We start from the raw sequence: 14,309 nt of genomic DNA, 5'->3' as shown, positions 1-14,309 counted from the left end.
TGGCGGTGGCCCAGGAGGCACGCGCGGACGCGGCGCGGTGCGCGATCCACCCCGCCCTGCTCGACGCCGCGCTCCACGGGGTGCGATTCGGCGACTTCGTATCCGATGACGACCAGGCTTATGTGCCGTTCTCCTGGACCGGCGTCACGCTGCACGCGGTCGGTGCGACGGTCCTGCGCGTCGCACTGTCCCCGGCAGGACGCGACGCGATCTCCCTCCGGGCCACGGACACCACCGGTGCGCCGGTCCTGTCGGCGCGCTCACTGGCCCTGCGACCGGTCTCCGCACAGCAGTTGAACGACACCCGGGGGAGCAGGACTGACGCCCTCCATCGGGTGGAGTGGGTGGACGCGTCCGGAACTGTGGCGGCGGGGGGTGAGGTGGCGCCGCGGACTGAGGTGGTGCGGGTCGTCTCCGATGGTCCGGATGTGGTGGGTGAGGCGTATGGGCATGTGCTTGAGGTTCTGGAGCGGGTGCGGGCGTGGGTGGCGGATGAGGACCTGGCGGATGGGCGGTTGGTCGTGGTGACGCGCCGCGCTGTCGACGCGGGCGATGGTGTGGAGGACGTGGCTGGGGCCGCGGTGTGGGGTCTGGTGCGGTCCGCGCAGTCGGAGAACCCGGGGCGTCTGGTGCTGGTGGACACCGATGACCTGGACGGCGTCGACAGTCTGCTTCCCGGGGTGCCGGCTCTGGGTGAGGAGCAGCTGCTGGTGCGGTCGGGTGCGGTGCGGGTGCCGCGTCTGGGCCGGGTGTCGGCGCCGGATGAGATGTCGGGTGGGTTTGGTTCCGGTGCGGTGTTGGTGACGGGTGGCACCGGTGTGCTGGGTGGTTTGGTGTCTCGCCATCTGGTGGCGCGACATGGGGTGAGCAGGCTGGTGCTGCTGTCGCGTCGTGGTGCGGAGGCTGAAGGTGCGGCGGAGTTGCGGGCGGAGCTGGAGGCCGCGGGCGCCGAGGTGGTGATCGCGGCGTGTGACGCCGCAGATCGTGAGGGTCTGGCCGGGGTGTTGTCGGGGCTGTCGGCGGACTTCGCCTTGAGCGGTGTGGTGCATGCGTCGGGTGTGCTGGATGACGGATTGCTCACGTCGTTGACGCGTGAGCGGGTCGAGCCGGTGTTGCGGGCGAAGGTGGACGCGGCGTGGAATCTGCATGAGCTGACCGCGGGCATGGACCTGTCGGCGTTTGTGCTGTTCTCGTCGGCGGCGGGCGTGTTGGGCAACGCGGGCCAGAGCAGTTATGCGGCGGCGAACGGGTTCCTGGACGCGCTGGCGGCTCAGCGGCGGGCGCGGGGACTGTCCGCGGTGTCGATCGCGTGGGGCTTCTGGGAGGAACGCAGCGAACTGACCCAGCACCTGTCGGCCGACGATCTGGCGCGTGCCCACGCGGTGCCGATGCCCACCTCCCAGGCCCTGGATCTGTTCGACGCGGCGCTCGCCGCCGACGAGCCCATGGTGCTTGCCGCACCCCTGAACCCGCAGGCATGGTCGGACGCCGGCCACCTGCCGCCCGTCCTGCGCGACCTGGTCCGGCCGCGGATCCGGCGCGCGGCCGAGGCAACCGACGCCCCTGAATCAGCCTCCGCGCTGGGACACCGGCTGGCCGCCGTGGACCGCTCCGAATGGGATCAGGTCGTACGCGAACTCGTGCGCAACCACATCGCGGCGGTGCTGCGCCATGCCTCCGCGGAGTCGGTCGACACCTCGCGGACCTTCCAGGAGATCGGCTTCGACTCGCTGACCGCCGTGGAACTGCGCAACCGGATCAGCGCCGCCACGGGCGTACGGCTGCCCGCCACCGCCGTGTTCGACTATCCGACACCACAAGCGCTCGCCGAGTACCTGCTCGCCGAAGTCCTCGGGAAGGACATCGGTGCCGCCGCGACACCCGTCGGAACCGCCCTCGTCGCCGACGATCCCATCGTCATCGTCGGAATGAGCTGCCGCTACCCCGGCGGGGTCACCTCGCCGGAAGCGCTGTGGGACCTGGTGCGCTCGGACGGCGATGCCATATCCGTCCTGCCGGCCGACCGAGGATGGGACCTGGACGGTCTCTACGACCCCGATCCGGACCGCACCGGTACGTCGTACGCCCGCAGCGGTGGATTCGTCTACGACGCGGCCGAGTTCGACGCCGCCTTCTTCGGGATCTCGCCGCGCGAGGCCACCGCCATGGACCCGCAGCAGCGGCTGCTGCTGGAAACCTCGTGGGAGGCGTTCGAGCGCGCGGGCATCCCCGCCACCTCCGTCAAGGGCGAGCGGATCGGCGTGTTCACCGGGGTGATGCACCACGACTACCTCACCCGGCTGTCGACCACACCGGACGCTGTCGAGGGCTATCTGGGCACGGGCGCGGCAGCCGGTGTCGCCTCGGGCCGCGTGGCGTACACCTTCGGCCTCGAGGGCCCGGCGGTCACCGTGGACACGGCCTGCTCCTCGTCGCTGGTGGCCCTGCACCTCGCCGTACAGGCGCTGCGCCTCGGCGAGTGCTCGCTCGCGCTGGCAGGTGGTGTGACGGTGATGTCCACGCCCACCGTCTTCGTGGAGTTCTCCCGTCAACGCGGGCTCGCGCCGGACGGCAGGTGCAAGGCGTTCGCGGGCGCGGCGGACGGCACCGGCTTCGCCGAAGGCATCGGCATGCTGCTGGTCGAACGGCTCTCGGACGCTCGGCGCAACGGACACCCCGTCCTGGCGGTGGTGCGTGGCAGTGCGGTGAATCAGGATGGTGCGTCGAATGGTTTGACGGCGCCGAATGGTCCGTCGCAGCAGCGGGTGATCCGGCAGGCGTTGGCGAGTGCGGGGTTGTCCGTGGTGGATGTGGACGCGGTGGAGGCGCACGGTACGGGTACGACGCTGGGTGATCCGATCGAGGCGCAGGCGCTGCTGGCCACCTATGGTCAGGACCGGGATCCGGACCGGCCGTTGTGGTTGGGGTCGATCAAGTCGAACATCGGTCACACTCAGGCGGCCGCCGGTGTCGCCGGTGTGATCAAGATGGTCATGGCCATGCGCCACGGGGTGCTGCCGCAGAGTCTGCATATCGATGAGCCCACTCCCCATGTGGACTGGTCCACCGGCGCGGTGGAGCTACTGAGCGAACAGACGGCATGGCCGGAGGCCGGGCGGCCCCGCCGGGCCGGTGTGTCGTCGTTCGGCATCAGCGGAACGAACGCGCACCTGATCCTTGAGCAGGCGCCGCCGCCGACGGCAGCGGAGCGGCCCGGCGACCCGGAGCCCGCTCTGGCCGAGCCCGGCGACGCTGAGCCCGGTGCGGTCGGGCCCGGCGACGCTGAGCCCGGTGCGGTCGGGCCCGGTGCGGTGGTCCCGTGGATCGTCTCGGGACGCGACCGGCACGCCCTGCGCGCACAGGCGGAACGACTGCGCGCATACGTGGTGAGCCACCCTGACCGGAGCGTGGCGGACATCGGCTTCTCGCTGCTGACCAGCCGCGCCGTGCTGGAGCACCGGGCGGTGGTGCTCGGCGGTGACCATGCCGAACTGCTGGCGGGGCTGACGGCCCTGGCACGGGACGAACCCGCACCGGGCGTGGTGGAGGCCCTGGACGCGGCCGAGCCGGGGCGCAAAGTGGTGTTCGTCTTCCCCGGTCAGGGGGCGCAGTGGGCCGGGATGGCGCTGGAACTGCTGGAGTCCTCGCCGGTGTTCGCCCGGCGGATGGGCGAGTGCTCCGATGCGCTGGCTCCGCTGGTGGAGTGGTCGCTGCCGGATGTGCTGGCGGATGAGCGAGCGCTGGCCCGGGTCGATGTGGTGCAGCCGGTGCTGTGGGCGGTGATGGTGTCGCTGGCCGAGCTGTGGCGTTCGTACGGAGTGGTGCCGTCGGCGGTGGTGGGTCACTCGCAGGGTGAGATCGCGGCGGCGTGTGTCGCGGGCGGCCTGTCCCTGGCGGACGGGGCAAGGGTGGTCGTACTGCGCGGCAAGGCGCTGCTCGCCCTGTCGGGCCGGGGTGGAATGGTGTCCGTACCGGTGCCTGCCGACCGGCTGCGGGACCGGCCCGGGGTCTCCATCGCGGCGGTGAACGGCCCGTCCTCGACAGTGGTGTCCGGCGGCGACGAGGTGCTGGAAGCGGTGCTGGCGGAGTTCCCGGCGGCCAAGCGCATCCCGGTGGACTACGCTTCCCACTCGCCCCAGATCGACGACATCCGGGACGAACTGCTGAAGGCCCTGGCGCCGATCGAGCCGCGCACCGCGGCGATCCCCTTCCACTCCACGGTGACCGGACGGCCCATCGACACCGCCGGCCTGGACGCGGACTACTGGTATCGCAATCTGCGCGAGACCGTGGAGCTCGAACGGGTCATCCGGGCGGCGGTCGAGGACGGCCACCACACCTTCATCGAGATCAGCCCCCACCCGGTGCTGACCACGGGCCTGCGCGAAACACTCGACGACGCGGACGCGCACGGCGGCCGCGTACTGGCCTCACTGCGCCGGGACGACGGTGGCCCCACCCGCTTCCGCACCGCCTTGGCCGAGGCGTACGCACACGGCGTCGAGGTCGACTGGCTGCCGCTGTTCCCGGGCGCCCGCCGGGTGGATCTGCCGACGTACGCCTTCCAGCGCGAGCGCTACTGGCTGGACGCCCCGCCCACCGCTGAGGCCCCCACCAGCGCGATCGACGCGGAATTCTGGGCCGCCGTCGAGCGCGAGGACCTCGAGTCGCTCGCCGCGACGCTGCGCGTCGACGGGCAGCCACTGCGCGAAGTGCTGCCCGCCCTGTCCCAGTGGCGGCGCGAACGCCGTGACGTCTCCACCATCGACTCATGGCGTTACACGATCCGGTGGAAGCCGCTCACCCCGCCCGCCACTTCGGCCACCGGCACGTGGCTGGTCGTGGTCTCCCATGCCGAGGCCGGGCACGAGTGGGTCGCGGGGGTGACCGATGCGCTGACCCGTCATGGTGCCGAGCCGCTCGTGGTCGTTCTCGGCGAGCCCGAACTGGACCGTACCGCGCTGGCCGCCAGGCTGGGCGCGGTACTGGCCGACACCCCCAGGATCAGCGGTGTGGTGTCGCTGACCGCGTTGGACGAGAGCCCGCACCCCGCGTACCCCTCGGTCCCCCGGGGATACGCGATGACGCTGCTGCTCTCACAGGCGCTCGGGGACGCCGGGGTGGAAGCACCGCTGTGGTGCCTCACCCAGCGCGGCGTCTCGCTCGGCGATGCCGGAGGCAGTGGCAATGGCAGTGGCAATGGCAGTGGCGACGGCAGTGGCAGTGGCGACGGCACGGGGGATGTGGCCGTCAGCCGGAAGCAGGCCCTGACCTGGGGCCTCGGCAAGGTGATCGCCCTGGAACAACCCCTGCGCTGGGGTGGTTTGATCGACCTGCCGGAGGGCGTGGCCCCGCATACCCAGGACTACCTTACCGGTGTGCTGTCCGGCACCTCGGACGAGGACCAGGTGGCGATCCGACCGACGGGACTCTTCGGCCGCAGGCTGGTCCACGCGCCGGCCCGCGAGCGCGGCGGGACCTGGCAACCCCGCGGCACCGTACTGGTCACAGGTGGCACCGGAGCACTGGGCGGCCATGTCGCCCGGTGGCTGGCCGGCCAGGGCGCTGAACACGTCGTGCTGACCAGTCGCCGGGGCACGGCCGCGCCCGGCGCCGAGCGGCTGGCCGAGGAGTTGGAGGCGCTCGGCGCCCGGGTGACGGTGGCGGCGTGCGACGTCGGTGACCGGGACGCCCTGGCCGGGTTGCTGGCCGAGGTCGGCCCGCTGACCGCTGTGGTGCACACCGCGGCGGTGCTCGACGACGGCACGCTGAACTCGCTCACCACCGACCAGCTGCAACGTGTGCTGCGCGTCAAGACCGACGGCGCGGTGCATCTGCACGAACTGACGCGGGACATGGAGCTGTCCGCGTTCGTGCTCTTCTCCTCGCTGTCCGGCACTCTGGGCGCCCCCGGTCAGGGCAACTACGCACCCGGCCATGTCTTCGTGGACACGCTGGCCGAGCAGCGGCGCGCCGAGGGCCTGGTGGCCACCTCCATAGCCTGGGGGCTGTGGGCCGGTGATGGCATGGGCGAGGGCGGTGTGGGCGAAGTGGCCCGTCGCCACGGCGTACCGGAGATGGCACCGGAGATGGCGGTCGCCGCCATGGCACGCGCCGTCGAGCAGGACGACACCGTCGTCACGGTGGCCGAGATCGACTGGGACCGGCACTACGTCGCGTTCACCGCGACCCGCCCCAGCCCGCTGCTGTCCGACCTCCCCGAGGTGCGTGCGCTGGTCGATGCCGGAGTCGGCCAGGAGAGCGCCGAGCCCGGCCACGAGCGCTCCGAATTCGCGGAGCGAATCGCCGGGATGGCCGACGCCGACCGGAACCACGCGTTGCTGGACCTGGTCCGGCGCCATGTCGCGGTCGTACTCGGACACACCGGCCCGGACGCGATCGACCCCGGCCGGGCCTTCCACGAGATCGGCTTCGACTCGGTCACCGCGGTCGAACTGCGCAACCGGCTCAACCGGGCCACCGGCCTACGGTTGCCCGCCACCGTGACGTTCGACCAGCCCACCCCGCTGGCGATGGCGCAGTACCTCCGTGGCGAGCTGCTGCACGACCCCCGGGACCGATCGGCCCCGGCCCTCCCGGTCCGGGCGACCGGCGCGGCGGACGACGAACCCATCGCGATCGTCGGCATGAGCTGCCGCTTCCCCGGGGACGTCGCGTCCCCCGAGGACCTGTGGCGCCTGCTCGCCGACGGTTCCGACGCCATCGGTGAGTTTCCCGAGAACCGGGGCTGGGACACCGCGCACCTCTTCCACCCGGACCCCGACCACCGAGGCACCTCCTCCACCCGAGCGGCCGCGTTCGTCTCCGGGGCCGGTGAGTTCGACGCCGGATTCTTCGGGATCTCCCCGCGGGAAGCGGTGGCGATGGACCCGCAACAGCGGCTGCTGCTCGAAGTGTCATGGGAGGCGCTGGAGCGGGCCGGGATCGACCCCATGACCCTGCGGGGCAGCGAGACCGGCGTGTTCACGGGGACGAACGGCCAGGACTACGCGTCGTTGCTGAAGGCGGACGAGACGGGTGACTTCGAAGGCCGGGTGGGCACCGGCAACTCGGCATCGGTCATGTCCGGCCGGATCTCCTACGTCCTGGGACTTGAAGGCCCCGCGCTGACCGTGGACACGGCGTGCTCGTCGTCGCTGGTGGCATTGCACCTGGCGGTGCGGGCCCTGCGGTCGGGCGAGTGCTCACTGGCCCTGGCGGGCGGCGCGAGCGTCATGACGACAGCCGGCATCTTCGTGGAGTTCTCCCGGCAGCGCGCGTTGGCGGCCGATGGACGTTGCAAGGCGTTCGCGGCGGCGGCGGACGGCACCGGCTGGGGTGAGGGTGCCGGAATGCTGGTGGTGGAGCGGTTGTCGGATGCGGAGCGGCTTGGGCATCGGGTGTTGGCGGTGGTGCGTGGCAGTGCGGTGAATCAGGATGGTGCGTCGAATGGTTTGACGGCGCCGAATGGTCCGTCGCAGCAGCGGGTGATCCGACAGGCGCTGGCGAACGCACGGCTGGCCACGGTGGATGTGGACGCGGTGGAGGCGCACGGTACGGGTACGAGGCTGGGTGATCCGATCGAGGCGCAGGCGCTGCTGGCCACCTATGGTCAGGACCGGGATCCGGACCGGCCGTTGCTGCTGGGGTCGATCAAGTCGAACATCGGTCACACTCAGGCGGCCGCCGGTGTCGCCGGTGTGATCAAGATGGTCATGGCCATGCGCCACGGGGTGCTGCCGCAGAGTCTGCATATCGATGAGCCCACTCCCCATGTGGACTGGTCCACCGGCGCGGTGGAACTCCTTAGCGCACAGACGGCATGGCCCGAGACCACACGGCCCCGCCGCGCCGGGGTGTCGGCCTTCGGGGTGAGCGGCACCAACGCGCATGTGATTCTGGAGCAGGCCCCCGAGCCGACCGCCCAGCCGGAGCGGTCGCCGGAAAGCGCCGAAACGAGGGCCGTGCCGTGGGTGGTGACAGGTGCGAGCGAGGCCGGAGTCCGCGCACAGGCCGCGCGCCTCATGGCCTTTGTCGACGACCGGCCGGAACTCCGCCCTGTGGACATCGGCTGGTCGCTGGCCTCGACCCGCGCGGTGTTGTCACACCGTGCGGTGGTCGTGGGTGCGGACCGCGATGAACTGCTGTGTGGGCTGGAGGCTGTGGCCGGTGGCAGTGGCGCGGTTGGCGAGGCCCGCACGCGTTCCGGGGTGGTGTTCGTCTTCCCGGGGCAGGGGTCGCAGTGGGTGGGGATGGCGTTGGAGCTGTTGGAGTCCTCGCCGGTGTTCGCGGGGCGGATGGGTGAATGTGCCGATGCGCTCGCTCCGTTCGTCGAGTGGTCGTTGTTCGATGCGTTGGGTGATGAGGTGGCGTTGGGGCGGGTTGATGTGGTGCAGCCGGTGTTGTGGGCGGTGATGGTGTCGTTGGGGGAGTTGTGGTGTTCGTTTGGTGTGGTGCCGTCGGTGGTGGTGGGGCATTCGCAGGGTGAGATCGCGGCGGCGTGTGTGGCGGGGGGTTTGTCGCTGGAGGACGGTGCGCGGGTGGTGGCCTTGCGGAGCAGGGCGTTGCTGGCCTTGTCGGGTCGGGGTGGGATGGTGTCGGTTCCGGTTTCCGCCGATCGGCTGCGTGATCGTCCGGGGTTGTCGGTGGCGGCGGTGAATGGTCCGGTGTCGACGGTGGTGTCGGGGTCTGTTGAGGTGCTGGATGCGGTGTTGGCGGAGTTTCCGGGGGCCAGGCGGATTCCGGTGGATTACGCCTCGCACTCCTCGCAGGTGGAGGGGATCCGGGAGGGGTTGGCGGAGGCGTTGGCGTCGATGCGGCCGCGTACGGGTGAGGTGCCGTTCTTTTCGACGGTGACCGGGCGGTTGATGGACACCGTGGAGTTGGACGCGGAGTACTGGTATCGGAATCTGCGTGAGACGGTGGAGTTCCGGTCCGTGATCGAGGGGCTGTTGGAGCTTGGCCATACGGTGTTTGTCGAGGCCAGTCCGCATCCGGTGCTGACCGTCGGCATCCAGGACACCGCCGACACCACCGACACCGACATCGTCGTAAGCGGGTCACTGCGCCGCGACGACGGCGGTCCTGTCCGTTTCCTGAGCACCGTCGGCCGACTGTTCACCGAGGGTGTGCCCGTGGAGTGGCAGCCGCTGTTCGCCACGGCCGGGGCGCGGCAGGTCGATCTCCCGACCTATGCGTTCCAGCACGAGTGGTTCTGGCTGGATCCGGTGCGCGGCGCGAGTGATGTGGGCGGCGCGGGCCTTGCCGGTCTCGCTCACCCCTTGGTGAGCGCGGTGTTGCCCCTGCCCGAATCCGACGGCTGTGTGCTGACCGGCTCGCTCTCCTCGGCCACCCATCCTTGGCTGCGTGACCACGCCGTGCTGGACAAGGTGTTGCTGCCGGGCACCGGGTTCGTGGAACTGGCCCTTCAGGCCGGGCTGCATCTGGGCTGCCGGACGCTGGATGAGCTGACCCTGCAGGCGCCGCTCGTGCTGCCCGCGCACGGAGACGTACAGATCCAGGTGGCGGTCGGCGGACCGGACGACAGCGGTCGGCGACCGGTCACGGTGTACTCCAGGCCGGGTCAGGACCGGACCTGGATACGGCACGCCACCGGCAGCATCGGCCCCGGCGGTGAAACGGCCACCGCGGACCGGGCGGTGTGGCCCCCGGCGGACGCCACACCGGTCGACCTCACCGATGTCTACGCCGGGATGAGCACACGCGGCTACGCGTACGGCCCCGTCTTCCAGGGGCTGCGCGCCGCATGGCGGCGTGGCGACGAGGTGTTCGCCGAGGTGGTCCTGCCCGGGACGGCCGAGAGCGACGCGAGCCGTTGCGCCATCCATCCCGCCCTGCTCGACGCCGCCCTGCACGGCGCCGGACTGGGCACGTTCGTGACCGAACCAGGCCGACCGCACCTTCCGTTCGCGTGGACCGGTGTCACTCTGCACGCCGTCGGTGCCACCACCTTGCGGGTCGTCCTGTCGCCCGCCGGGCCGGACGCCATTTCGCTCCTGGCCATGGACGGCACGGGGGCGCCGGTGCTGACGGCGGACTCGCTGGTCCTGCGCCCGGTGTCCGGGGGCGGGCTCGACGGCGCCCACGACGACTCGCTGTTCCGCGTGGACTGGACCGAGTTCGCCCTGGACGCCTCGGACACCTCGGACGAAGTTGTCCTCCCCGCCGTCGAGTCCGCGGCCCAACTGGCCGAGGTGACGGCGCCCCAGCTCGTGTGCGGAGCCGTGGTGTTCGGGCTTTCCGCCACGGAGACCACAGGAGGCGCCGCTGGGGAGAGCCCGGAGGACGTCTACGCGCTGAGCAGCCGTGTCCTCGAGGCCGCGCAGGCGTGGCTGGCGGACGACCGGTTCGGGGATGCCCGCCTCGTCGTGGTGACGCGGGGCGCGGTCGCGACCACGCCCGGCGAAGACCCGCAGAGCCTTGCCGCCGCCGCGGTCTGGGGCCTCATCCGCACCGCGCAGACCGAGCACCCCGGCCGTTTCGTACTCGTGGACACGGAGGACGAGGATCCGTCGGCGTTGCGGGCGGTGCTCGCCACCGATGAGCCGCAGGTGGCGATCCGGGCGGGGAAGCCGCTGGTGCCCAGGCTGGTACGGGCCGCCTCGTCGGCGTTGCCGGTACCGGCGGGGACGGACACCTGGCGGCTGGAGACCGGCGGTCAGGACACCCTGGAAAACCTGGCCCTCGCGCCCTGCGCGGAGGCGTCCAGGCCGCTGGCCGCGGACGAGATCCGGGTGGCCGTGCACGCGGCCGGGGTCAACTTCCGCGACGTACTGCTCGCCCTGGGGATGTACCCGGACAAGGCCGGTCTGCTGGGCAGCGAAGCCGCCGGAACGGTGCTGGAGATCGGCTCCGGGGTAGCGGGAGTGGCACCCGGAGATCGGGTGATGGGCCTGTTCTCCGGCGCCTTCGGGCCGGTGGCGATCACCGATCACCGGCTGGTGGCGCAGATCCCGGAGGGATGGTCCTTCCCGCAGGCCGCCGCCACCCCGATCGCTTTCCTCACCGCGATGTACGCCTTGATCGACCTGGCCGAAGTGCGGAGCGGCGAGTCGGTACTGGTGCACGCGGCGGCCGGTGGCGTCGGGATGGCGGCGGTGCAGGTGGCGCACTGGCTGGGCGCCGAGGTGTTCGCCACCGCGAGCCCGGCCAAGTGGGATGCGGTGCGCGCTTGCGGGGTCACCCCGCGGCGGATCGCGTCCTCCCGCACGACAGAGTTCGCGGACCGCTTCCGCTCCGACGCACCGGGCGGAGTGGACGTCGTACTCAACTCGCTGACCGGCGAACTCCTCAACACGTCGCTCGGAATGCTGCGCCCCGGCGGACGGCTGGTCGAGCTGGGCAGGACCGACCTCCGGGACGCCAAGGAGGTCATGGCGAGCCACGCTGTGTCGTACCGGGCCTTCGAACTGCTCGACGCCGGTCCGGACCGTATCGGCCAACTGCTCACCGAGCTGCTCTCCCTGTTCCGGCAGGGCGTGTTCACCCCGCTGCCACTGCGCGTCCAGGACGTCCGGCAGGCGAGCGACGCCTTCCGCCACCTCTCCCAGGCGCGCCACATCGGCAAGCTGGCCCTCACCATTCCGCGACCGGTCTCCGGCGGGACCGTACTGATCACCGGGGGCACCGGGACACTGGGCGGTCTGGTGGCTCGCCATCTGGTGCGGGAGCACGGAGCGACGGAGCTGGTGCTGGCCGGGCGTCGCGGTGACGCCGTCCCGGGCGCGGCCGAGCTGGTCGCCGAGCTGGAGGCCGCCGGGGCACGGGTGCGGGTGGTCGCATGCGATGTGTCGGACCGGGACGCCACCGCCGCACTCCTCGCCTCACTGCCGGAATTGCGGAGCGTGGTGCACACGGCCGGTGTCCTCGACGACGCCGTGATCGGGTCGCTCACCCCGGAGCGGCTGCGGACGGTACTGCGCCCCAAGGCGGACGCCGCATGGCATCTGCACGAGCTGACCCGGGACCGCGACCTGGCCGAGTTCGTGTTGTTCTCCTCGGCGGCCGGTGTGCTCGGTGGCCCAGGGCAGGGCAATTACGCGGCGGCCAACGCCTTCCTGGACGCGCTGGCCGCGCACCGCCGGGCACAGGGACTGCCCGCGACCTCTCTGGCCTGGGGCTTCTGGGAGCAGCGCAGCGGACTGACCGAACACCTGACCACCGACCGGCTCGCCCGGTCCGGTGTCCTGCCGCTGTCCACCGACGAGGGGCTGGCCCTCTTCGACGCCGCCCGTGCGACCGGCGACACCCTGCTGGTGCCGATGCGCTACGAACCGTCCTCGCCGGGCCCCGAACCGGTACCCGCCCTGCTGCGTGGCCTCGTACGCGCTCCGCTCGCCCGCGCCCTTCCGGGCCCGGCCGACGCTGTGGGCAACGGTGTGGCCGAGGGCCTCACAGGGCTGGCGGCGGACGAACGCCTCAACGCCCTGCTCGACCTGGTCCGCCGGGAGGCGACGGCCGTGCTCGGCCACAGCGGTCCGGAGTCGGTGACACCCCAGCGTCCGTTCAAGGAACTCGGCTTCGACTCGCTCTCCGCCGTGGAACTGCGCAACCGGCTGCGCACGGCGACCGGCCGGCGGCTGCAGGCCACCCTGATCTTCGACCACCCCACTCCGGCCGCGCTCGCACGCCACCTCGACGCCGAGCTGTTCGGCGCCACCGATGTGGCGGCGCCCGTACCGGCACCGGCGGTCGCGCACCCCGCCGACGAGCCGATCGCCATCGTCGGCATGAGCTGCCGGCTCCCCGCCGGGGCGGACTCCCCGGAGGCGCTGTGGAAGCTGCTGGTGAGCGGCACGGACGCGATATCGGAGCTGCCCCCCGACCGCGGCTGGGACCTCGACGCGCTCTACGACCAGGATCCGAGCCGGCCCGGCACGACATACGCCAGGACCGGTGGCTTCCTGAAGAACGCGGCGGACTTCGACGCGGGGTTCTTCACCATCTCCCCGCGAGAGGCGCTGGCCGCGGACCCCCAGCAACGGCTGTGGCTCGAGGCGTGCTGGGAAGCCTTCGAACGCGCCGGTATCGATCCCCTCGCCCTGAAGGGCACCCGAACCGGGGTGTTCGCGGGTGCCGCTTCGACGACGTACGGCGCGGGCCAGGCCGCCACTCCGGACGGCTCCGAGGGGTACCTGCTCACCGGGAACTCCACCTCCGTGATCTCCGGCCGCGTGGCCTACACCCTCGGCCTCGAAGGCCCCGCCGTCACCGTGGACACCGCGTGCTCGTCCTCGTTGGTCAGCGTGCACTGGGCGTGTGAGTCCCTGCGCCGGGGCGAAAGCACACTGGCGCTGGCAGGCGGTGTGGCGGTGATGACGACACCGGACCTGCTGGTCGAATTCTCCCGGCAGCGCGGACTCGCACCGGACGGGCGGTGCAAGTCGTTCGCCGCCGCCGCTGACGGCACCGGGTTCGCCGAAGGCGCCGGGGTGCTCGTCCTGGAACGGCTCTCCGACGCCGAGCGGAACGGCCACCGGGTGCTGGCGGTGATCCGTGGCTCCGCCGTCAACCAGGACGGCGCCTCCAACGGCCTGACGGCGCCGAATGGTCCGTCGCAGCAGCGGGTGATCCGGCAGGCGCTGGTGAACGCCGGACTCGCCTCCCAGGACATCGACGCGGTGGAGGCGCACGGTACGGGGACGACGCTGGGCGACCCCATCGAGGCGCAGGCTCTGCTGGCCACCTACGGTCAGGACCGGGATCCGGATCGGCCGCTGCTGCTGGGCTCCGTGAAGTCCAACATCGGGCACACCCAGGCGGCCGCGGGTGCCGCCGGACTCATCAAGATGGTTCTGGCGCTGCGCAACGGCGTACTGCCGCGCACCCTGCACGTCGACGAGCCCTCACCGCATGTCGACTGGTCCGCCGGGGCCATGGAACTGCTGACCGAGCAGACCGCGTGGCCCGACCGGGACCACCCGCGCCGGGCCGGGGTGTCCGCGTTCGGGGTGAGTGGCACCAACGCGCATGTGATCCTCGAACAGGCCCCGGAGCCGGATGAGAACGGCGAACCGGACACCGGCCGGTCGGGGTTGCCCGCGGTGCCCTGGACGCTGTCGGGCGCGGGCGCGTCCGGGCTGCGGGCCCAGGCCCAGCGGCTGGCGTCCTTCGTGCGGGAGAACCCCGAGCTCGACCCCGTGGACGTGGGTTGGTCCCTGGTCGCGACCCGCGCTGCCCTGTCGCACCGAGCCGTCGTCGTGGGCGCCGACCGCACGGAACTGCTGCGCGAGCTGGACGTGGTGGAATCCGTGGGCGCCGCCGAGGCGGGGCGCGACGTGGTGTTCGTC

Annotated in this window: 1 protein-coding gene; it reads left to right on the top strand. The window is 71.7% G+C overall.

What is annotated here, in order from left to right:
• Positions 1-14,309, top strand: a 14,309-nt coding sequence (locus NP777_RS45980) for a type I polyketide synthase (RefSeq protein WP_256656166.1), incomplete at both ends; no start/stop codon positions are given.

The sequence above is a fragment of the Streptomyces rugosispiralis genome (assembly GCF_024505145.1).
Lineage (GTDB): Bacteria > Actinomycetota > Actinomycetes > Streptomycetales > Streptomycetaceae > Streptomyces > Streptomyces rugosispiralis.
The sequence above is the reverse complement of the archived record's forward strand: the minus strand, read 5'-3'. Positions and strand labels throughout refer to the sequence as shown.